Origin of the sequence: Hominenteromicrobium sp., assembly GCF_046974225.1 — a bacterium.
In the GTDB taxonomy this organism is placed as follows: domain Bacteria; phylum Bacillota; class Clostridia; order Oscillospirales; family Acutalibacteraceae; genus Hominenteromicrobium; species Hominenteromicrobium mulieris.
Map to the genome: position 1 here is coordinate 257,621 of NZ_JBKWAE010000001.1, position 20,392 is coordinate 278,012.

17 protein-coding genes are annotated in these 20,392 nt (G+C 55.2%); 14 read left to right on the plus strand and 3 right to left on the minus strand.

Going from position 1 to position 20,392, the window contains the following annotated elements:
* The first annotated feature begins 73 nt into the window (after window positions 1–73).
* From ACLTX1_RS01300 to ACLTX1_RS01340, 9 genes are all read left to right on the plus strand, one after another.
* Window positions 74–1,378 carry an alpha-L-fucosidase gene (locus tag ACLTX1_RS01300; protein WP_176820156.1) on the plus strand — a complete coding sequence of 435 codons (1,305 nt, stop codon included), beginning with the start codon at window positions 74–76 and terminating at the stop codon, window positions 1,376–1,378.
* Window positions 1,379–1,398: 20 nt separating this feature from the next.
* A complete protein-coding gene (locus tag ACLTX1_RS01305) occupies window positions 1,399–2,298 on the plus strand; it encodes an alpha/beta hydrolase (RefSeq protein ID WP_412330356.1) in 900 nt (299 codons plus the stop codon).
* Window positions 2,299–2,360: 62 nt separating this feature from the next.
* A complete protein-coding gene (locus tag ACLTX1_RS01310) occupies window positions 2,361–3,077 on the plus strand; it encodes a JAB domain-containing protein (protein WP_176820154.1) in 717 nt (238 codons plus the stop codon).
* 124 nt (window positions 3,078–3,201) lie between these two features.
* A complete protein-coding gene (uvrB, locus tag ACLTX1_RS01315) occupies window positions 3,202–5,175 on the plus strand; it encodes an excinuclease ABC subunit UvrB (protein ID WP_308449574.1) in 1,974 nt (657 codons plus the stop codon).
* An 11-nt stretch (window positions 5,176–5,186) separates the two neighbouring features.
* The gene (locus tag ACLTX1_RS01320) at window positions 5,187–5,972 is read left to right on the plus strand and encodes a GNAT family N-acetyltransferase (RefSeq protein ID WP_412330357.1); all 786 of its coding nucleotides are present in this window, start codon (window positions 5,187–5,189) and stop codon (window positions 5,970–5,972) included.
* A 6-nt stretch (window positions 5,973–5,978) separates the two neighbouring features.
* On the plus strand, window positions 5,979–8,834 hold the full coding sequence (gene uvrA / locus ACLTX1_RS01325) for an excinuclease ABC subunit UvrA (RefSeq protein WP_412330358.1): 2,856 nt from the start codon (window positions 5,979–5,981) through the stop codon (window positions 8,832–8,834).
* A 217-nt stretch (window positions 8,835–9,051) separates the two neighbouring features.
* A complete protein-coding gene (locus ACLTX1_RS01330; RefSeq protein ID WP_308449577.1) occupies window positions 9,052–9,972 on the plus strand; it encodes a DUF5685 family protein in 921 nt (306 codons plus the stop codon).
* On the plus strand, window positions 9,965–10,624 hold the full coding sequence (locus ACLTX1_RS01335; protein ID WP_308449578.1) for a J domain-containing protein: 660 nt from the start codon (window positions 9,965–9,967) through the stop codon (window positions 10,622–10,624). Before ACLTX1_RS01330 ends, ACLTX1_RS01335 begins: the two co-directional genes overlap by 8 nt.
* Before the next feature lie 13 nt (window positions 10,625–10,637).
* A complete protein-coding gene (locus ACLTX1_RS01340) occupies window positions 10,638–11,174 on the plus strand; it encodes a hypothetical protein (RefSeq protein WP_308449579.1) in 537 nt (178 codons plus the stop codon).
* A gap of 54 nt (window positions 11,175–11,228) precedes the next feature.
* Here ACLTX1_RS01340 and ACLTX1_RS01345 read toward each other — a convergent pair whose 3' ends face one another.
* From ACLTX1_RS01345 to ACLTX1_RS01355, 3 genes are read right to left on the minus strand one after another with little or no spacing between them, the layout of a single operon-like run.
* Window positions 11,229–12,422, minus strand: coding sequence for a hypothetical protein (locus ACLTX1_RS01345; RefSeq protein WP_308449580.1), 1,194 nt, complete (start codon window positions 12,420–12,422; stop codon window positions 11,229–11,231).
* 14 nt (window positions 12,423–12,436) lie between these two features.
* Entirely contained in the window at window positions 12,437–13,561 is a 1,125-nt protein-coding gene (locus ACLTX1_RS01350; RefSeq protein WP_308449581.1) for a DUF58 domain-containing protein, read from the minus strand.
* A complete protein-coding gene (locus ACLTX1_RS01355; RefSeq protein WP_308449582.1) occupies window positions 13,561–14,505 on the minus strand; it encodes a MoxR family ATPase in 945 nt (314 codons plus the stop codon). The genes ACLTX1_RS01350 and ACLTX1_RS01355 overlap by 1 nt, the downstream gene beginning before the upstream one ends.
* Before the next feature lie 403 nt (window positions 14,506–14,908).
* On the opposite strand from ACLTX1_RS01355, the gene ACLTX1_RS01360 reads away from it, so the two are divergent.
* Genes ACLTX1_RS01360 through ACLTX1_RS01380 form a run of 5 tightly spaced genes read left to right on the plus strand, consistent with a single transcriptional unit; the run spans window position 14,909 to window position 20,302 of the window.
* The gene (locus ACLTX1_RS01360) at window positions 14,909–15,796 is read left to right on the plus strand and encodes a MurR/RpiR family transcriptional regulator (RefSeq protein ID WP_176820457.1); all 888 of its coding nucleotides are present in this window, start codon (window positions 14,909–14,911) and stop codon (window positions 15,794–15,796) included.
* Window positions 15,789–17,015, plus strand: a complete 1,227-nt coding sequence (locus tag ACLTX1_RS01365) for an NAD(P)/FAD-dependent oxidoreductase (protein WP_308449583.1) — start codon at window positions 15,789–15,791, stop codon at window positions 17,013–17,015. The genes ACLTX1_RS01360 and ACLTX1_RS01365 overlap by 8 nt, the downstream gene beginning before the upstream one ends.
* Before the next feature lie 29 nt (window positions 17,016–17,044).
* A complete protein-coding gene (cmk, locus tag ACLTX1_RS01370) occupies window positions 17,045–17,710 on the plus strand; it encodes a (d)CMP kinase (protein WP_308449584.1) in 666 nt (221 codons plus the stop codon).
* The gene (locus tag ACLTX1_RS01375; protein ID WP_308449585.1) at window positions 17,703–18,371 is read left to right on the plus strand and encodes a lysophospholipid acyltransferase family protein; all 669 of its coding nucleotides are present in this window, start codon (window positions 17,703–17,705) and stop codon (window positions 18,369–18,371) included. The genes cmk and ACLTX1_RS01375 overlap by 8 nt, the downstream gene beginning before the upstream one ends.
* Entirely contained in the window at window positions 18,368–20,302 is a 1,935-nt protein-coding gene (locus ACLTX1_RS01380) for a bifunctional 4-hydroxy-3-methylbut-2-enyl diphosphate reductase/30S ribosomal protein S1 (protein ID WP_316519199.1), read from the plus strand. The genes ACLTX1_RS01375 and ACLTX1_RS01380 overlap by 4 nt, the downstream gene beginning before the upstream one ends.
* Window positions 20,303–20,392 lie beyond the last annotated feature (90 nt).

Genomic DNA, 20,392 nt, shown 5'->3' on the forward strand with positions numbered 1-20,392 from the left:
TTACAAAAGCCGGGCAAAATGATACAATCACAGTAAGAATCCCCGAAATAGCGGGCGAAAGGACGGAGTTTGTATGTATAAATTTGATAGAGAAAAATATGATAAGCGTATGCAGTGGTTTACCCACGATCGCTTCGGCATGTTCATCCATTGGGGCCTTTACGCTATCCCCGCGCGCGGCGAGTGGGTGCGCTCCACGGAAGAGATTCCGGAGGAGGACTACATCCCGTTTTTCAACGAGTTTAATCCGAAAGATTTTGACCCGAAAAAGTGGGCGCGCCTTGCAAAGCAGGCCGGCATGAAGTACGCCGTGCTCACGGCAAAGCACCACGACGGCTTCTGCCTGTTTGATTCCGCTCTTACCGACTGGAAAGTCACGAACACGCCTTACGGCAAAGACATCGTGCGTGAGTATCTCGACGCGTTCCGCGCAGAGGGCATCAAGGTCGGCCTTTATTATTCGCTGCTCGATTGGCACCACCCGGATTACCCCGCCTACGGCGACCGCCAGCATCCTATGCGCAACAACATTGCCTATAAAGATAAGCCCTATAACTTTGATAACTACCTTGATTATATGCACGGTCAGGTGCGCGAGCTCTGCACAAACTACGGCAAGCTCGATATGATGTGGTTCGACTTTTCCTACGACGACCTCACCGGCGAAGCGTGGCGTGCGTCGGAGCTCGTGCGTATGGTGCGCTCCCTGCAGCCGGACATCATCATCGATAACCGTTTGGAGGTCAGTGGCAGTGGCTTCGGCTCCATCGCAACGGACGAACCGCTTGAGTACAGCGGCGACTATGTCAGCCCGGAGCAGATCATCCCGCAGACCGGCTTTAAGGACAGCCGTGGCCGCAATATCTGTTGGGAAGCCTGCATCACGATGAACGACAATTGGGGCTACTGCGCAAAGGATAAGAACTTTAAGCCTGCCGAAATGATTATCAAAAAGCTCGTTGAGTGCGTCAGCAAAAACGGCAATATGCTCTTAAATGTCGGCCCGGATGCCAGAGGCAATATCCCCGCAGAGTCCGTCGAGATTCTGGAAAAAATCGGCGCGTGGATGCAGAAGAATTCCGATTCCATTTACGGCTGCGGCGGCTGCGACCTGCCGAAGCCCGAAAACGGTCGCATCACCAGAAACGGCAAAACGCTCTATTATCACATTATGGAAAACTCCATCGGCGGTATCCCGCTGCAGGGCATTTCGCTCGATGAGGTTGAGTCTATCCGTCTCATCTCCGACGGCACCGAGATAAAGCCCCTTAAAAACTGGATTGTTGAAAACTACCCGGACGTCGTGTTCGTGCAGGTTTCCAACACTGTAAAACTGCCCGATGACATCGATACCGTCATCGCTGTCCACACAAAGTAAACCAAAAGGAGTGCGTGTTTATGGGTAAAAAAGCACTATTCGCTGCAGCATTGGCTGCAGGTGCGGCCGCGGTTGTCTCCAACGCCGTTTTAAACGATACCCTGCGCCGCCGTCCGCCGAACAAAGACCCTCTGCCGGACGATGAAGAAACCCGTGCGGCAACAGTATGGTTCAAGAAATATGCCAAGCGCGTCACGTACCGCAACCCCGAAAATATGCGCCTCACTGCATGGTTCATTCCGCACAAAGGCCACCGCTATGCCATCATCTGCCACGGCTACGGCGGCCGCGCAGAGTGCATGCGCCACCGCGGCAAGTCGTTTTATGACCTCGGATTTAACATTTTAATGCCGAACGCCCGCGCCCACGGCGACAGCGCCGGCGACTGGATTGGCATGGGCTGGCCGGAGCGTAAGGATATCATCGGCTGGATCTACGAGATTATTCGCCGCGACAAAGACGCGCAGATCCTTCTCTACGGCGAATCCATGGGCGCTGCCACCGTCATGATGACGGCGGGCGAGCAGCTGCCGCCGCAGGTGAAGCTCGCCATTGAAGACTGTGGCTACACCTCTGTGTGGGATCAGGCCAAAGCCGCTGTCAAAGATCTGTACGCCGGCGCAATGGGTGTGTTTATCCCGGCGGTGTCACTTGCGTCCAAAGTGAAGTTCGGGTATAGCTTTCGCGAAGCGAGTGCGCTTAATCAGATTCGTCGCTGTAAAATTCCCGTGCTGTTCATTCACGGCGAGGCTGATGCCCTCGTGCCGTGCGCCATGGTGTATCGCCTTTACGCAGCCGCAAACTGCGACAAGCAGTTGCTTACCGTGCCGGGTGCAGGCCACTGCCTTTCCGCCTCCGTCGCGCCAAAGCTCTATTGGAGCGCTGTGCGCAGCTTTATCGAACGTTATATCGACCGCTGAAAACCGGGCGGCACCCATAGGCGGTGCTGCCCTTTTTCAAGCATTTGAAAGGAATGAAAACCATGGCCGCAAGACGAAAAAGGGAAGAGGAAGCGGAGTTTTTAAAGCTGAATACCACGTCTAACCCTACGGAGCTCGATATTTTGACGTTTGCGCTGCACCTTTTGGACCCGAGCTGCCCCGCACAAACAACAGCGGCCGCACTTTTGGAGCGACACGGAAAACTCAGCGATGTGTTTGATACCCCCGCGCAGATTTTGGCGGAGTGCCCCGGCGTCGGCCCGCGCCTTGCAAGTGCGCTCGCCGCTTACCCGGACTTGTTCCGTGCCTATATGGAGTCGAAAAATCAGGCGCGCACCCGTATTGTCGATACCAAAACCGCCTTTGCCGCCGTGCAGAACAAATTTTTCGGCAGAAAAACGGAGATCGTCGTGCTGCTCATTTTGGACAGCAAGGGGTATTTAAAGTACATGGGCATTGTCAACGAGGGCTCCGTGCACGGCGTGCCTATTTATATCCGTCAAATCGCCCGGCTGTGCCTTTTGTACGACGCCGACGCCGTTTACCTCGCGCACAACCACCCAAGCGGCAACTGCACGCCCTCACGGCAGGACATCCAAACAACCAAGGAGATCGAGCTCGCACTCTCCGGCATAGACGTCATCCTCTCCGACCACTTCATTTTCACGGACGAGGACTACCTCTCCATGCGCGCGACCGGCGTCCTCCAAAAGCTTCGCCACGACATCGCCACCCTAAAACGGCAGATCATCACGTAAAAGCCGAACATCACAGGACATCGGCGGACATAAACGGCGGGACGCATTGACAAACGGGTGTTCGTGTGTTATACTAAGTCACAGTGAAACGTATGTTCTAAAAGTTCAGTGAGGGAGCAAAGCCATGCAGGAGCGGGATAAATTTGTACTGAAGTCAAAATATCAGCCGACGGGCGACCAGCCGAAGGCGATCAAAGAGCTTGTGGAGTCCATCCGCGCGGGGCATAAGGAGCAGACGCTGCTCGGCGTTACGGGCAGCGGCAAAACGTTTACCATGGCGAACGTCATTGCGGAATTGAATCGTCCCACGCTTGTTTTGGCACACAACAAAACGCTTGCCGCACAGCTTTGCAGTGAGTTCCGCGAGTTTTTCCCGGATAACGCCGTGGAATACTTCGTTTCCTACTACGACTACTATCAGCCGGAAGCGTACATTGCGCAGACGGATACCTATATTGAAAAAGACAGTGCCATCAACGAGGAGATCGATAAGCTGCGCCACAGCGCCACCAGTGCGCTTTCTGAGCGGCGGGACGTCATTATCGTCGCGTCCGTTTCGTGCATTTACAGCTTAGGCGACCCAATCGATTACCGCACGATGGTCATTTCACTGCGCCCCGGCATGGAAAAAAGCCGCGATGCGCTTTTGCAGAAGCTCGTCGAGATCCAGTACGAGCGCAACGACATCAACTTTACGCGCAATAAGTTCCGCGTGCGCGGCGATGTAGTGGAAATTTTTCCGGCGGAATCGAGCGAAAAGGCGATCCGCGTCGAATTTTTCGGCGATGAGATCGAACGCATCAGCGAGGTTGTGCCGCTTACGGGCGAGATTGTCAGCGATTTAAAGCATGTCGCCATCTACCCGGCGTCGCATTACATCGTCCCGCGCGAAAAAATGGCGGTCGCGCTCAAGGAAATCGAGGCCGAAATGGAAGAACGCGTCAAGTTCTTTAAGTCCGAAGATAAACTCATCGAAGCGCAGCGCATCGAGCAGCGTACACGCTATGATATTGAAATGCTCAGCGAGATCGGCATGTGCAAGGGCATCGAAAACTATTCGCGCGTGCTTTCGGGCCGTAAGCCCGGCAGCCAGCCGTGCACACTGCTCGATTATTTCCCGGACGATTTTCTGCTGTTCGTCGATGAATCGCACGTGACGCTGCCGCAGGTGCGCTCCATGTACGCCGGAGACCGCGCGCGCAAGCAGAGCCTTGTGGATTACGGCTTCCGTTTGCCCTCAGCGTATGACAACCGCCCGTTGAATTTTGACGAGTTCTATGCGCACGTCAATCAAGCGGTGTTCGTCAGCGCCACGCCGGGCGACTTGGAGTTGGAAAAATCCGCAGCGGTCGTGGAGCAGGTTATTCGCCCGACTGGACTTTTAGACCCGCGCATCACGGTAAAGCCGACCGACGGGCAGATTGACGATCTTATTTCGGAGATCAACGTGCGTACCGCGCGCGGCGAGCGTATTCTCGTGACAACGCTCACGAAAAAAATGGCGGAAGACCTCACGGGCTTCCTTGAAAATTACAGCATCCGCGTGCGCTACATGCACCACGACATCGATACGGTGGAGCGCATGGAAATCATCCGTGACCTGCGTCTCGGCGAGTTTGACGTGCTTGTCGGCATCAACCTGTTGAGAGAGGGCCTTGATATCCCGGAGGTGTCGCTCGTCGCAATTCTGGACGCAGATAAAGAGGGCTTCCTGCGCAGCGGACGCAGCCTCATCCAGACCATTGGCCGTGCTGCGAGAAATGCACATGGCGAGGTCATTATGTATGCCGATTTTGTCACGCCGTCGATGGAATACGCGATACGTGAGACGGAGCGCCGCCGCGCCATTCAGGAAAAATACAACGAAGAACACGGCATCGTGCCGCAGACCATCGTGAAAAAGGTCTCCGAGATTTTGGAGATTTCCACAAAGGCGGAAGAAGCGGGCAGTAAATCGAAGAAAAAGAAGAAGTATACGGCCGCCGAAAAGCGCGTGATGATCGACAAGCTCACAAAGGAGATGAAGGCGGCAGCAAAGCTGCTTGAGTTTGAGCATGCAGCCTACCTGCGTGACCGCATCAAGGAGCTGGAAAAATAGGAGTTTTCGACATGATTAACAAGGCAAAATGCTTTACAGAGGTAATGCGTCAATTGGCGCTGGAATACAATGCAAAGCCAGAAGACTTTACAGCAAATCGAGTGACGGTCACAACGCCGGCGAAGCCTGATGGCGTGCGGCTCTATTCGCATGAGCTGCCGTTCTTCCAAATGGCATCAACCGGCAGTGGCGTGGTTATCACGGCAAACGAGGTTTTGCATCCGTTTTTAAAGGAGTTTACGGGCGATACCGAGCGCTTCAAGCACCCGTATTGGTTGTTCGAGCTTCCGCATTTGCTGTGCATCGAACGCGAGCTGAACAAATACGACTACACATTGTCGTCGACCTTCCACATGTTTTTGCCCGGCAAGCCGCGTAAAACACGTGTAATGCCATGCACCTTTACACTTAAATGGTTCGACAAAACGAGCGTGAAAACGTTGTACCCGAACACGGATTTTCCGAATGCGTTAAGTGAAAAAGAAAATCCTGACCGTCCGGACGTCCTCGCACTCGCGGCGTATGACGGCGACGAGATCGCGGCGCTGGCGGGTGCTTCGGCAGACACGGACGCACTGTGGCAGGTTGGCATCGACGTAAAAGAACGGTACCGCGGACATGGACTCGGCACAACACTTGTAAGTCTGCTGTGTGACCGCATCGAAGCGCTCGGCAAAACGCCGTTTTACGGCACAGTGCTCGCCAATTTACATTCGCAGAACATCGCCCTCAACACGGGCTTTTACCCCGCGTGGGTAGAAATATCGAGCTTCAAAAAGGAAGAAACGAAAGGGTAAACCGAAATGAGTTCAAAGTACATCACCGTGACCGGTGCAAGAGAACACAACTTAAAAAATATCAATGTAAAGCTGCCGCGTGATCGACTGGTCGTGCTGACGGGACTTTCCGGCTCCGGCAAGTCCTCTTTGGCGTTCGATACCATCTACGCCGAGGGCCAGCGCCGCTATGTAGAGTCGCTTTCAAGCTATGCCCGTATGTTCCTCGGGCAGATGGAAAAGCCGGATGTCGATAACATTGACGGTCTTTCGCCGGCCATTTCCATCGACCAGAAAACAACCTCCAAAAACCCGCGTTCCACGGTAGGCACGGTGACGGAAATTTACGATTATCTGCGCCTTTTGTACGCGCGCATCGGTGTGCCGCACTGCCCGGTCTGCGGCAGAGAGATCCGCCAGCAGACCGTCGACCAGATTGTCGACCGGGTGATGGAGATGCCGGAGCGCACGAAAATTCAGGTTTTGGCGCCGGTGGTGCGCGGCAGGAAAGGCGAGCACCAAAAGGAGTTTGAGGCGGCGCGCAAGGGCGGCTTTGTCCGTGTGCGTGCTGACGGCATCATTTATGACCTTTCCGAGAGCATCAAGCTTGAGAAGAATAAGAAGCACAACATTGAAATTGTCGTTGACCGTCTTGTCATCAAGCCGGACATTCGCTCGCGCTTGGCGGATTCCGTAGAGACGGCGACAGGACTTTCCGGCGGGCTTGTTATCGTAAACGTGGTGGACGGCGAGGATACGCTGTTCTCTCAAAACTACGCTTGCCCGGAGCACGGCGTCAGCATGGAGGAACTTTCGCCGCGCATGTTCTCGTTCAATAACCCTGCGGGCGCGTGCCCGAAGTGCACGGGTCTCGGCGTTTTCATGCGCATTGATCCGGCACTCATCATCCCGGACGACCGCTTATCGATTCGTAAGGGCGGTTTGAAGGGCAGCGGTTGGGCGATGGAGGGCAGCACCATTGCGACGATGTACATGGAAGCGCTCGCAGAGCACTACCATTTTTCGCTTGATACGCCGATCCGCGACCTCTCACCGGAGCTTGTAGACATTCTGCTTTACGGCACGAAGGGCGAGAAGATTAAGGTGCACCGCAAAAGCGAGTACGGCCGCGGCACGTATGAGACAGAGTTTGAGGGCATCATCAACAATCTTGAGCGCCGTTTTCGCGACACGTCCTCCTCGTGGATCAAGGAGGAAATCGAGTCGTACATGAGTGCGGTGCCGTGCGACGCATGCGGCGGCAAGCGTCTTTCCAAGGAGAGTCTTGCCGTGACGGTGGGCGATAAGAATATCAGTGATTTTTGCGACCTTTCCGTTGTGGACGCGCTGGCGTTCCTCGATACGTTGACGCTGACCCCGCGCGAAGAGATGATCGCGGCGGCGGTTTTGAAGGAAATTCGTTCACGCCTCGGCTTTTTGCGCAACGTGGGTCTCGAATATCTGACGCTTTCCCGTGCGGCGGCGACGCTTTCCGGCGGTGAAAGCCAGCGTATTCGCTTGGCGACGAACATCGGCTCGTCTCTCATGGGCGTTTTGTATATCCTCGATGAGCCGAGCATCGGCCTGCACCAGCGCGACAACCACAAGCTGTTATCGACCTTGATGCGTCTGCGCGACCTTGGCAATACGGTCATTGTCGTGGAGCACGACGAGGACACAATGCTTGCGGCCGACTACATTGTGGACATCGGCCCCGGCGCGGGCATTCACGGCGGCAACGTGATTTACAGCGGCGACGTGCAGGGTATTTTGAAGTGCCCGGAGTCCATCACCGGCCAGTATTTGAGCGGGCAGCGGTTCATCCCCGTGCCGCAGACCAGACGCGAAGGAAACGGCAAAAAAATCACCATTGTCGGCGCGCAGCAGAACAACCTGAAAAACGTGACGGTGGACATTCCGCTCGGCAAGCTCGTGTGCATCACGGGTGTTTCGGGCTCGGGCAAATCGTCGCTCATCAACGAGGTGCTGTATAAACGTTTGGCGGGCGAGCTGAACGGCGCGCGCACGGTGCCGGGCAAGCATAAGGAAATTCGCGGCATGGAGAACCTCGACAAGGTCATTCAGATCAACCAGTCACCGATCGGCCGTACACCGCGCTCAAACCCGGCGACGTATACGGGTGTGTTTACGGATATCCGCGAGCTGTACGCCAGCACGCCGGAAGCGAAAATGCACGGTTTTACCTCCGGACGCTTTTCGTTCAACATTAAGGGCGGCCGCTGCGAGGCGTGCCAGGGCGATGGCATTATTAAAATCGAGATGCACTTTTTGCCCGACGTTTACGTTGCGTGCGATGTATGCAAGGGCAAGCGCTACAACCGTGAGACGCTGGAAGTGAAATACAAAGGCAAAAGCATTTACGACGTGCTGGAAATGACGGTGGAGGAGGGCCTTGCGTTCTTCAAGGACCACCCGAAAATCGCGCGCAAGCTGCGCACGCTGTGCGACGTGGGACTGGGGTACATCAAGATCGGTCAGCCGGCAACGACGCTTTCGGGCGGCGAGGCGCAGCGCGTGAAGCTTGCAACGGAGCTGAGCCGACGACCGACCGGCAAGACGGTGTATATTCTCGACGAGCCGACGACCGGTCTGCACATTGCGGACGTGCACAAGCTTGTGGAGGTTTTACAAAAGCTCGTGGACGGCGGCAACACGGTCATCGTCATCGAGCACAACCTCGACCTCATCAAGACGGCCGACCATATCATCGACCTCGGTCCTGAGGGCGGCGACAAGGGCGGCATGATCATCGCGGAGGGCACACCGGAGCAAGTGGCGGCAACGAAGGGTTCCTACACCGGCGAGTATATCAAAATGATGCTGGAGCGTGACAAAAAGCGCAGGGCGGAGCAGAAAGCCTGACAAATTCAAAGTGACGTATGACGCTGCGGGCCCGGTTTTCGGGTGCGCGGCGTTTTTGCGGCTTTAAACGGATTGACACGGAAAAAGAATCTGTCCAAGATATAAAGCCGGAAATTTTGCGTCTTTCAGGGGTGCGGGCGGTTCATATTTACATTTTGTTCAACACATTTGCGTGTAAATCGGGTAGAATGAAGAACGGAAAGGAGAGGTTTGCGGTATGTTTGGCTATGTGCGTCCGTTCAAGGGCGAGATGCTCGTGAAAGAATACGACGCATATAAAGGCGTTTACTGTCAGCTTTGCCGGGCGCTCGGAAAATATTACGGTTTTCCGATGCGGCTGACGCTGAGCTACGACTGCACGCTGTATGCGATGCTGGCACTAAATCAGCGCGATGCCGATGTAAAGGCGGAGAAAAAGCGATGCTGCTGCAACCCGATGAAAAAGTGCACGTATGTGTGCCCCGCGAACGAGGATGTGTTTGCCGAAGAGGCGTTCCATAAGGCAGCGGCACTGAGCATCATTATGACGGTGCACAAGTTGCGCGATACCGCCGCGGATGAAGACGGGCTGAAAGCGTTCGGCGCACGCGTTCTGCGCTTATTTGCGCGACGCGCGATGAAAAAGGCGAGCAATGATTATCCGTTTATGGCGGACGCCGTGCAGAAAATGATGGACGACCAGGCCGATGCCGAACACGCGAAGGAAATTTCCATTGACCGATGCAGTGCGCCGACGGCGGAGATGCTGCAGACGATCTGCGCGGAGCTTGGCAGCAATGCGGGCGAAAAGGCCGTTTTGAGCGAGGTGGGGTATTTCCTCGGGCGCTGGATCTACATTATGGATGCAGCGGACGACCTTACGGATGACCTTTTACAGCAGAAATTCAACCCGTTTATTCAAAAGCTGGGACTGGAAAGCTCGCGCGGGTTACATTTATTGCCCGAAGAACGCAAAAGGGCCGACGAAGAGTGCAATGCGGTATTAAACGGCTCGCTTGCACGGCTGCTGCCGGCGGTGAACCTATTGCCGAGCGGCAAATTTACCCGAATTTTGGAGAATATTTTTGAAAAAGGGCTCCCGGAAATGCAAAGGGAGATCCTTTTCCTGCATATAAAGAAGGAGAAACGACATGACTGATCCGTATAAGGTCCTCGGGGTGTCGCCCTCGGCGACGGATGAAGAAATTAAAGACGCATACAGAAAGCTTGCAAAAAAGTACCACCCGGATCAATACGGCGACAGCCCGCTCTCCGAGCTTGCGGGCGAGAAGATGAAAGAGATCAATGAGGCGTACGACACCATTGTTTCGCAGCGCAAAAACCGCGGTGCGAACAATAACAGTTACGGCTACAACAACTATAACACGTACAATGCGGGTTATAACGCCGGGTATGCGGGTGGCAGCAGTGCCTCCGGCTTTAACGATGTACGCCGTTTCATTATGGCGGGGCGCATTGCAGACGCGGAGCAGATCTTAAACGGCGTGCCGGTGGAAAGCCGTAACGCCGAGTGGTATTTCTTAAAAGGTACGGTTTTATACCGTCGCGGCTGGCTGGAGGAAGCGAAGGAGCACTTTACGCGCGCGTGCCAGATGGACCCGGGAAACCCGGAGTATCAGGCGGCGCTGAACCAGGCCATGAACCAGCGCAGCGGCGTTTACGGCGGCTACAATCCGAATATGAACATGAACAATGCGGGTGGGTGCAACGCCTGTGACATCTGCAACGGTCTGATTTGCGCGGACTGCTGTTGCGAGTGCATGGGCGGCGACCTGATCCCCTGCTGCTAAGGGGGGCGTTTTCATGCGCTCTAAAGCGGCGAAGGTCGCGCTGTGCGGTGTGGTTTCTGCGCTTTCCGTGGTGCTGATGCTGATGACTGGCATTGTGCCCATTGCGACGATTGCACTGCCTGCATTGGCGGGCTGTTTGACGATTGCCATTGTGGCGGAGACAAATGTGCGCTACGGCTTTGCGGTGTATTGTGTTGTGAGTGTGTTGGCGATTTTGCTGACACCGGACAGAGAAGCGATTTTGTTTTACATTTTATTTTTCGGTTACTACCCGACGCTGTACGGACTTTTGATGCGCATTAAGCGTAAGCCTTTGCGTGTGCTTGCAAAATTCGGCGTGTTTAATCTGGCGATGGCGCTGGAAACGACGATGGCGGTTTGGGTTTTGCAGATCCCGCTTTCCGAAATGGAAGTGTTCGGCAAATGGTCCATCCCGATTTTGGCGGTGATGCTGAATGTGGTGTTTGTACTGTACGATTACTCGATGAACGGACTGATCGTCCTGTACATTCGCAGACTGCACCCGCTTGTACAGAAATATATAAAATAAAACAGCCCATGGCTGCGGTTTTCCGTGTGCCATGGGCTGTTCGCTTTGTACAGCTTATATTGCGGTGAGGTCGTCTTTTGTACAGCCTTTTTCGCTGTACCGGGCTTTTTCGTAGACGATGTGCAGGGCATCGTTTTGGAGCTTCGCGTGGGCTTCCGCTTCGGCGGGGGACATCCAGCGCGCGGGCGGCTCTTTTGCGGCGTGCAGCAGCGTTTTGCGGTATTTGCGGCGCACCGCAGCGGTCGGGGAGCGGTCAAGGAAGCCGGGACGGTCGCGCTTTTGGGCGCGTTCCCGCACGGTGGTGCGTTCGTCCTCGGGCAGGTTTTCCACAAGGTCGCGCCGATCGACAAACGAGGTTTTAAACCCGCGTGAGATGCGGATGCAGCCGTAAATAACGCCGAAGATGAGGCCGCCCGCGAGCGCGATGAGCACGATGTACTCGAGAATTTTCATGATGAGGACGAGCACGGGGCTCGGCTCTGCGGCGGGTATCATCTCGTCAAGCGGCATATTGCCGCCGGAGGACGTTTCGGTCTGCTCGGGCGGGGTGTATTCGGCGTGGGTCGCCTCGCGCGGGGTGTAGCGGTAGCCGATGTCGTTTGTGAGCAGCGGCGGCAGCAAAACGGCGGTACAGAACACGGCTGCGGCGGCCAAAAGAGCACAGGTGATGCGCACGATGCGGCGTGCGGGCATATTCTGCATGGCGGCGTTGACGTCGATGTAATCATCGATACGGCGGATACCGCGCTGCGTGAGGCACAGCACGAAGTAAACGGCCGCGAAAACGAGGGAGACGGGCTGGAAAATCAAATCGGCGCGGTCGGTGAAGACAGAGCACAGGAACGGCACGGCGAACACGGCAAGACCCGCATAGCCGGCGTGGTCAAACAGAGAATAGCTTTCGCCGTGCAGGCGGCCGTAAAGCCGCATGAAGCAGATGAACAGCGCGACGACAGCCATGAGAACGGAATCGAACAGGAAGCCGGTGAGTACCGTGATGCCGATGCTTGCGAGAATGTAGAAAAAGATGCGGCGCAGGCATTTTATTGCGAACCAGCTGAGTGCGATGGGAGCGAGAATCAAAAATCCCCGCAGGATGTTTTGCAGGATGACGTCTTTTGTCATGCCCTCCGAGACAAAATTTAAAACGAGCGCGTAAAGCGGCACACACAGCATGGTGGCGTGCAGCCAGCCGAGCACGACGTATAAAATGTGGCGGACGGGAATTTGCTTTTTGAAAATTTTCATTTTGTCCCCTCCCGTTAAACTTCCCAGCGGACGATTTCGACGGATTTTGAGGTCTCCGTGAGTTTGTAGCGCTCCGGCATGTTGCGGTCTTCCGGCAGGATCCAGATGGCGTCACTGCCTTCCGTTAAGGCTTCCAAATCCGGCAGAACGGGCAGCTTTTGCTCCTTGGAGATGAGCACGTAGAGGTCGCTGCCGTGTGCGCCGTCGTGCAGGGTGCGGAGAAGTTGCGGCATGGGGGTGAGGTCGTTGCGGCATTCCAATCTTGCGAGCCGGCGGCGCAGGTAAAGTGCGGTGTTGCGGCCGGTGAGCTCGCCCGTGGAGAGCATTTTGCCGTCTACGGTGTCTATGCCGTTTGAGATGACGGAGACCGAGATGCCGTCTGCGAGCATGCGCTCCGCGAGTTCGGCGGCGATGGAGATGGCGGTTTCGTTTAACGCATCCGTCACGGCGCTGCCGATGCCGGTGCAGTCGAGCAGGACAGTGACCTTTTGGGACAGCGTGGAATCGTGCTGATTGACGAGCAGCGTGCCGCCGCGCGCGGAAGCCTTCCAGTTGATGTATTTCATGGGGTCGCTGCGGCGGTAATCGCGGATGCCGGCAAACTCGAACGGGTCGTCGTACACACGCCGACGGCTGACGAGCAGACCCATGATCTTGCTGTACGGAATGCGGATGTGGCTTGCGGAAATGTGCGCGGGCAGGACGTAGAACTCCGTTTCCTGCGGGAAATGCGCCACCTGCTTTTCGGTCATCAGAAAATCGTAGGACGTGACCGTGGTGGACGCGATGCGGTAATAGCCGCGCTTTTTGCCGCGGACAGGTAGTGTACGCGTGATGCGCTGGCGCACGGACGCTGTGAACACGTCGCGGCGGTAGGTCATATCGCTGACGGTGGAGTTTTCTTCGTCCTGAAACACCACCCAGCGGCTCATATCGAAGCCGACCTCCAAAACGGGGAGCGGCAGGTATTTGTTGTTCACGATCGTTTCGACGAGATTCGCTTCTTCGCCGCAGAAAATGTAATCGCGGTCAAAGGATATCTGTACGGTGAGGTTTTCGTCCCACAGGCGGCGGAACAAAAGGCGCTGTGCAAAATAGAGGACGAGCAAAACGATCGGGAGCAGAAGGAGCGCCCACATTACTTTGACCAGTCCTCAGTCGGCAGGGCGACGGAGGAGAGCACATCGGTCATGGCCTTTTTCTGGGCATCGGTGGAGCCGACGGAGCCGCTGAGCTGCAAACGGTGGGCGAGCACCGGCACGGCGACGGTCTTGATGTCTTCCGGCACGACGTATGCGCCGCCGCGCACCAAGGCGTAAGCGCGCACGGCACGGACGAGCGCAAGGCTGCCGCGCGGGCTGACGCCCATATCGATATTCGGCCAACTGCGCGTGGCCTGCACGAGGTCGATCATGTAATCGAGCAGGACGGGGTGAATGTAAATCTCCTTTGCCTGCTTTTGCAGCGCGAGAATATCCTCACGCGTGCAGACGCTTTGCAGCGTTTCGAGCGGCTCTTCCTTCATAAAGCGCTGCAAGATGGCGCGCTCCTGCTCTTTTGTGGGAGAGGCCATGGAAATGCGCATTAAAAAGCGGTCGAGCTGGGCTTCCGGCAGGGGATAGGTGCCGAGCGTTTCGATGGGATTCTGCGTGGCGATGACGAAAAACGGCGCCGAAAGCGGACGGGTGACGCCGTCCACGGTGATCTGGCGCTCGCCCATGCACTCGAGCAGGCTCGACTGCGTGCGCGGTGTGGCGCGGTTGATCTCATCGGCGAGGAGCAGGTTGCAGAATGCCGGGCCGGGGCTGAAAACGAAATCGTTTGCTTTCTGGTCGAAGTAGTTGAGGCCCGTGACGTCGCTGGGAAGCAGGTCGGGCGTGAACTGGATGCGGTTAAACTCCAGACTGACGGACTTTGCAAGTGACTTTGCGAGCACGGTTTTGCCCATGCCGGGCACATCTTCGATGAGCACGTGACCCTCGGCAATGAGCGCGGTGAGCAAGAGGTTGATCGTTTCTTCGGAACCGACCATGACCTTGCTGATATTTTCACGAATGGACGAAATGAGCGTTTTACTTTCCATAAAAGACCTCCAAAAGACGGGTGCGTTTATTCTGTTGTGGGAAATCAACATAATTAAACGGTTAATAATCGGAATAAGGATACAACAAAACGAAAGAAAATGCAAGCTTCTTTTGTAAAGGAAGACAAAGAATGGAGAGTGATATCCGTGCTGCACGGATATACCTTTGCATGAAAGGATGCATTTCCTGCAAAAACGGTTTGAAATTCATAGAAAACAGCGAAAATATCCCTTGATTTTTGCAGGAATATCGGCTAAAATAAACATTATGATACTGTGTATACGTGTGCCCTGTCCGTAGGGGCAGGTATGCGGCCGCGTCTGCACGGAGGAAATTTTGCAGGAAGCGGCGACTCGTGCTGTAAAATTTCCTGTCAGGAAACGTAAAGAAAGGAAATCACCCATGAATATCCAGCTTACGAATCGCATTAAGCAAAATGCGAGATCGTTTTCCAAAGGTCAGAGGTTGATCGCGAAGTATATTGAGGAGCACTACGACAAGGTGGCGTTTATGACGGCCTCGAAGCTTGGCGCGACGGTCGGTGTGAGCGAATCGACCGTGGTGCGCTTTGCGACGGAGATCGGATACTCCGGCTATCCGGCGCTTCAGCAGGCGATGCAGGAGATGATCCGCAACCGCATGACGAGCGTGCAACGCCTTGAAATGACCTCGACGAACATTCCGCTTGACCGCCTGCTTGACAGCTCGATGGATCAGGACATCGACATTATCCGCCGCACGAAGGAGTCCATTTCACATGAGGAGTTTTACCGTGCGGCCGATGCACTCGTGAAGGTAAAGAAGGTTTATATCATCGGTGCAGGCAGCTCGCTTGCCATTGCGACGTTCCTCTCGTACTACTTCTCCTTGGTGTTCGATTCCGTACAGCTTATCAGCGCGACGAGCGAAGCGCAGATTTTGCAACAGATGGTGCACATCGGCGAGGGAGACGCGCTTGTCGGCATCAGCTTCCCGCGGTACTCCAAAAAAGCAGTGAAGGCGCTGAAATACGCTTCCGACCGCGGTGCGACGGTTGTGGCCATTACGGACAGCACGCTTTCTCCGCTGACGAAGTATGCGGAGCATGTGCTGCTTGCAAAGAGCGACATGGTATCATTTGTCGATTCGCTTGTGGGCCCGATGGCGCTTATCAACGCGCTTATTGTGACGGTGGCCATTAAAAAGAAAGACGAAGTGGCGAATACACTCTTAAACCTGGAGACCATTTGGGACGAGTACGGCGTGTACGAGAAGGTCGAAGACAAGACCGACGAGGAACGTAATGTTTGATGCAGTCGTAGTCGGCGGCGGCGCTGCGGGCATGATGGCGGCGATCACGGCGGCGGAACGCGGCAAGCACGTCTTATTATTAGAAAAGAACGCACAGCTTGGGCGGAAGATCCGTATTACAGGCAAGGGCCGCTGCAACGTAACGAACAACTGCGAGCCGCGCACGGTGATTGAATCCACGCCCGGCAACGGCCGGTTTTTGTACGGGGCGGTGAATCATTTCACCCCGCAGGACACGATGGACTTTTTTGAGGGGCTTGGCGTGCCGCTGAAAACGGAGCGCGGCAACCGCGTGTTCCCGGTCTCGGACAATGCACACGACATTGCGGACGCGCTTTGGAAGAAGCTGAAAAAGTGCCGCGTGGAAATTCGGCAGGGCAATGTGAAAGAGGTGCTGACCGAAAACGGCAGCGTCATCGGCGTGCGCACGGAAAACGATGTGTTTGAGGCCCCCAGTGTGCTTTTGGCGTGCGGCGGCGCTTCGTACCCCGGCACGGGCTCGAACGGCGACGGCGCGCGGCTGGCGGAAAAGCTGGGGCACACCATTATTCCTATGCGTCCGTCTTTGGTGGCGCTGACCTCTGATGACGAGGATTGCCCGGCGATGCAGGGGCTTTCTCTGCGCAACTGCGGTGTGACCGTGACGGACAATGAAAAGAAAAAGAAGCCGGTCTACACGGACTTCGGTGAGCTGCTGTTCACGCACTTTGGGCTTTCCGGCCCGACGATTTTGAGTGCGAGCGCGCACATGCGCCATATGGCGCCCGGCAGATACACAGTGACGCTCGACTTAAAGCCGGCGCTCACTCCGGAACAGCTTGACCAGCGCCTTTTACGCGATTTAGAGAAAAACAAGAACCGCAATTTCAGCAATTCGCTCGATGAATTATTGCCGCAAAAGATGATCCCGGTTGTCGTGCGGCGGTCGGGCATTCCGCCGGAAGAGAAGTGCAACACCATCACGCGCGAGCAGCGTGCGGTGCTTTTGGATGTCTTAAAGCACTTTACGGTGGAGATTTCCGGCTTTGCACCGCTTTCCGGCGCGATTGTGACGGCGGGCGGCGTTTCCGTAAAGGAAGTCGACCCGAAGACGATGCAGTCCAAATTAATTCCGGGCTTGTACTTTGCGGGGGAAATTCTGGACGTGGACGCGTACACGGGCGGCTTTAACCTGCAGATCGCCTTTGCAACGGGACACGCGGCGGGCGAAAATCTGTAAACTATCATTATATATAAGGAAGTTATATTATGTATGCAATAGCGATTGACGGACCTGCCGGCGCAGGTAAAAGCAGCGTGGCGAAAGCGGCTGCAAAGGCGCTCGGCTTTGTTTATGTGGACACGGGCGCGCTGTACCGCACGGTGGGGCTTTACCTGCTGCGCAGTGAGGTTGACCCTGCAGACGCAGAAGCGGTGGAGCCGAAGCTCCGGGACATTCAGGTCGATCTGAAATACGAAGACGGCGTGCAGCACGTCATTTTAAACGGCGAGGATGTATCCGGCCTTATCCGCACGCCGGAGGTCTCTATGGCGGCCTCTGCGTGTGCTTCCGTACCGGCGGTGCGTAAGTTTCTGTTCTCCGCGCAGGTGGATATGGCGAAAAAGTACAACGTCATCATGGACGGCCGAGACATCGGCACGACGATTTTGCCGAACGCACAGGTGAAAATTTTTCTGACGGCTTCGCCCGAGGTACGCGCCGAGCGCCGCTACAAGGAGCTCAAGGAAAAAGGCGTGGACGTGAGCTATGAAGAAACGCTTGCGAACGTTATTCGCCGCGACAAGCAGGACGAAAAGCAATCTAAGGCAGCGGAGGACAGCATTTTGCTTGACAACAGCGAGCTGGATTTTGACGGCACGGTGAACCGCCTGCTGGAGATCGTGGAAGAAAGGACGGGCGTGAAGCATGGCTGAAAATAGGAAGCCGAAGGAACACCTTTCCTGGTGGTATTTCCTTGCAAAGTACGTGATGCTGTTTTTCTTTAAAATTCTGCACCCGTACCGTATTATAGGCAGAGAGAACATGCCGCTTACCGGCAAGCTGCTCGTTTGCTCTAACCACGTGACGATGGGCGACCCGATTTACCTTGGCTGCGCAATACCGAAACGACAATTACACTATATGGCGAAGACCGAGCTTTTTGAAAACAAGCTCATCGGCGGATTTTTGAAGAGTCTCGGCGCGTTCCCAATCTCCCGCGGCACGGGCGGGGCACAGGGCATTCAGACGGCGATTGACCTTTTGGAGGAAGAAAAGGTCGTGTGCATGTTCCCGGAGGGTACGCGCTCGAAGACCGGCGAGCTTTTGAACCCGAAAATGGGTATGGTAATGCTGGCGTACAAGACGCACTGTACGATTTTGCCTGTGGCGATTGTGGGCGAGGGCGGCAAGCCCCCGAAGGTGTTTAAGAAAATGGTCATCAATATCGGCAAACCAATCCGGTTTGAGGACATGGGCCTGACCGAAGATTCCGGTATGATTTACCGCCGTGTTTCGCGCAATATTTTTGCCGAGGTGCAGAAGCTGCGCGAGGAAGGTCTCGATATTATGGAGAACAGGTGGAAGAAAGTATGATCCGCGTGGCGAAAACAGCGGGATTCTGCTTTGGTGTGAACCGCGCGGTGGAGACCGTTTACAAATTGCTTGACGAGGACAAAACCGTCTGCACGCTCGGGCCGATCATCCATAACCCGCAGCTTGTGGAGGAGCTCGGCCGCAAAGGCGTGCGCATTATAGATGCGCCCGAGGACGCGAAAGCGGGGGAGACGGTTGTCATCCGCTCTCACGGTGTACCGCCGGAGGTCATCGAAAAACTGAAAGTGCTCGGTGTCGATTACAAGGACGCGACGTGCCCGTATGTGCAGAAGATTCACCGCCTTGTTTCCGACGGAGAGCGCGAGGGCAGGCGCGTGATGCTGGCCGGCGATGCCAAACACCCGGAGGTGGAGGGCATACTCGGTTGCTGCAAAACGCCGTACCGTACCTTCAAAACGCGCGAAGAACTCGAAAATTTATTCAAAAATGAGCCTGAACTTGCCGAAATGCCCCTTCTTTTCTGTGAACAGACCACTTTTAACGTAGAAGAATGGGAAAAATGTTTGGATTTCGTAAAAAAGGTATGTACAAACGCTTCAGTTTTTGATACAATATGTAAGGCTACAACAAATCGTCAGCGCGAAGCACGCGAGCTTGCGCGTGAAAGCGACTTGATGCTCGTCATCGGCGGGCGTCACAGCTCGAATACGGCGAAGCTCAAGGAGGTCTGTGAACCGTATGCGCAGACGTATCTCATTGAGACGGCGGCGGAGCTTGCAGCCCTGCCTGTAAAGGGCAAAATGAATATCGGCATAACTGCCGGTGCTTCAACACCGGCAAGCATAATAAAGGAGGTACTTGTTACCATGACAGACAAAATTGAAACAAATGAGCTTAATTTTGAGGAGATGCTTGAGGAATCACTCAAGAGCTTAAATACAGACGAAAAGGTGCACGGTGTAGTTGTAAGCATTTCTCCCACCGAAGTGTATGTTGACGTCGGTAGAAAGCAGGCCGGCTACATCCCGGCTAACGAGCTTAGCAACGATCCGAACGCGAAGCCGGAAGATCTTGTAAAGATCGGCGACGAGATGGATCTGCTCATCATGAAGACGAACGACCAGGAAGGCACCATCATGCTCTCCAAGAAGCGCATCGATGCCATCAAGGGCTGGGAAGACATTGCAGCGGCTATGGACGCTGAAGAAATTCTCACCGGCAAGGTCACAGAAGTTGTTAAGGGCGGCGTGATCGTTCTGTATAACGGCATCCGCGTCTTCATCCCGGCTTCTCAGGCTGTAGCAAACCGCGGTGACGATCTTGAGGCTCTGAAGGGTCAGGACGTTCAGTTCCGCATCATCGAAGTCAACCGTCAGCGCCGCCGTGCGGTCGGTTCCATCCGTTCCGTGCTCCGCGAGCAGAGAAAGGCAGCACAGGCTAAGTTCTGGGAGTCTGTTGAAGAGGGTCAGGAGTTTACGGGTACCGTTAAGTCCCTCACGAACTTCGGTGCATTCGTTGACCTTGGCGGCGTGGACGGCATGATCCACATTTCCGAGCTCTCCTGGAACCGCATCAAGCACCCGAGCGAAGTTGTCTCTGTCGGCGACACCGTTCAGGTTTATGTCAAGAGCCTTGACCGTGAGAACGGCAAGATCTCCCTTGGCTACAAGAAGAAGGAAGACAATCCGTGGGAGATTCTCAAGAACGAGTATCCGGTTGGCACGGTTTGCGACGCTACCGTTGTCGGCATGACCACGTTCGGCGCATTTGCTAAGATTCTCCCGGGCATCGACGGTCTCATCCACATCTCTCAGATCGCGGACAGAAGAATCGAGAAGCCGCAGGACGTTCTGAAGGTTGGCGACGTTGTTAAGGTGAAGATTACCGACATCGATTTCGACAAGAAGAGAGTTTCCCTCTCCATCCGTGCTCTGCTCGAAGACCAGGGCGAGGACGCTTCTGAGGAATAATTTAAATCGTCAGGTGTAGATTTGCAGGGTGGTTCTTGCCACCCTGCTTTACATGACGGACATTTTAAAAGTAAACGGATAAAACGGCGG

Excerpts from the sequence above, each read along its gene's own strand:
- ACLTX1_RS01300 (WP_176820156.1), top strand. The coding sequence starts at position 74 with ATGTATAAATTTGATAGAGAAAAATATGATAAGCGTATGCAGTGGTTT.
- ACLTX1_RS01305 (WP_412330356.1), top strand. The coding sequence starts at position 1,399 with ATGGGTAAAAAAGCACTATTCGCTGCAGCATTGGCTGCAGGTGCGGCC.
- ACLTX1_RS01310 (WP_176820154.1), top strand. The coding sequence starts at position 2,361 with ATGGCCGCAAGACGAAAAAGGGAAGAGGAAGCGGAGTTTTTAAAGCTG.
- uvrB (WP_308449574.1), top strand. The coding sequence starts at position 3,202 with ATGCAGGAGCGGGATAAATTTGTACTGAAGTCAAAATATCAGCCGACG.
- ACLTX1_RS01320 (WP_412330357.1), top strand. The coding sequence starts at position 5,187 with ATGATTAACAAGGCAAAATGCTTTACAGAGGTAATGCGTCAATTGGCG.
- uvrA (WP_412330358.1), top strand. The coding sequence starts at position 5,979 with ATGAGTTCAAAGTACATCACCGTGACCGGTGCAAGAGAACACAACTTA.
- ACLTX1_RS01330 (WP_308449577.1), top strand. The coding sequence starts at position 9,052 with ATGTTTGGCTATGTGCGTCCGTTCAAGGGCGAGATGCTCGTGAAAGAA.
- ACLTX1_RS01335 (WP_308449578.1), top strand. The coding sequence starts at position 9,965 with ATGACTGATCCGTATAAGGTCCTCGGGGTGTCGCCCTCGGCGACGGAT.
- ACLTX1_RS01340 (WP_308449579.1), top strand. The coding sequence starts at position 10,638 with ATGCGCTCTAAAGCGGCGAAGGTCGCGCTGTGCGGTGTGGTTTCTGCG.
- ACLTX1_RS01345 (WP_308449580.1), bottom strand. The coding sequence starts at position 12,422 with ATGAAAATTTTCAAAAAGCAAATTCCCGTCCGCCACATTTTATACGTC.
- ACLTX1_RS01350 (WP_308449581.1), bottom strand. The coding sequence starts at position 13,561 with ATGTGGGCGCTCCTTCTGCTCCCGATCGTTTTGCTCGTCCTCTATTTT.
- ACLTX1_RS01355 (WP_308449582.1), bottom strand. The coding sequence starts at position 14,505 with ATGGAAAGTAAAACGCTCATTTCGTCCATTCGTGAAAATATCAGCAAG.
- ACLTX1_RS01360 (WP_176820457.1), top strand. The coding sequence starts at position 14,909 with ATGAATATCCAGCTTACGAATCGCATTAAGCAAAATGCGAGATCGTTT.
- ACLTX1_RS01365 (WP_308449583.1), top strand. The coding sequence starts at position 15,789 with ATGTTTGATGCAGTCGTAGTCGGCGGCGGCGCTGCGGGCATGATGGCG.
- cmk (WP_308449584.1), top strand. The coding sequence starts at position 17,045 with ATGTATGCAATAGCGATTGACGGACCTGCCGGCGCAGGTAAAAGCAGC.
- ACLTX1_RS01375 (WP_308449585.1), top strand. The coding sequence starts at position 17,703 with ATGGCTGAAAATAGGAAGCCGAAGGAACACCTTTCCTGGTGGTATTTC.
- ACLTX1_RS01380 (WP_316519199.1), top strand. The coding sequence starts at position 18,368 with ATGATCCGCGTGGCGAAAACAGCGGGATTCTGCTTTGGTGTGAACCGC.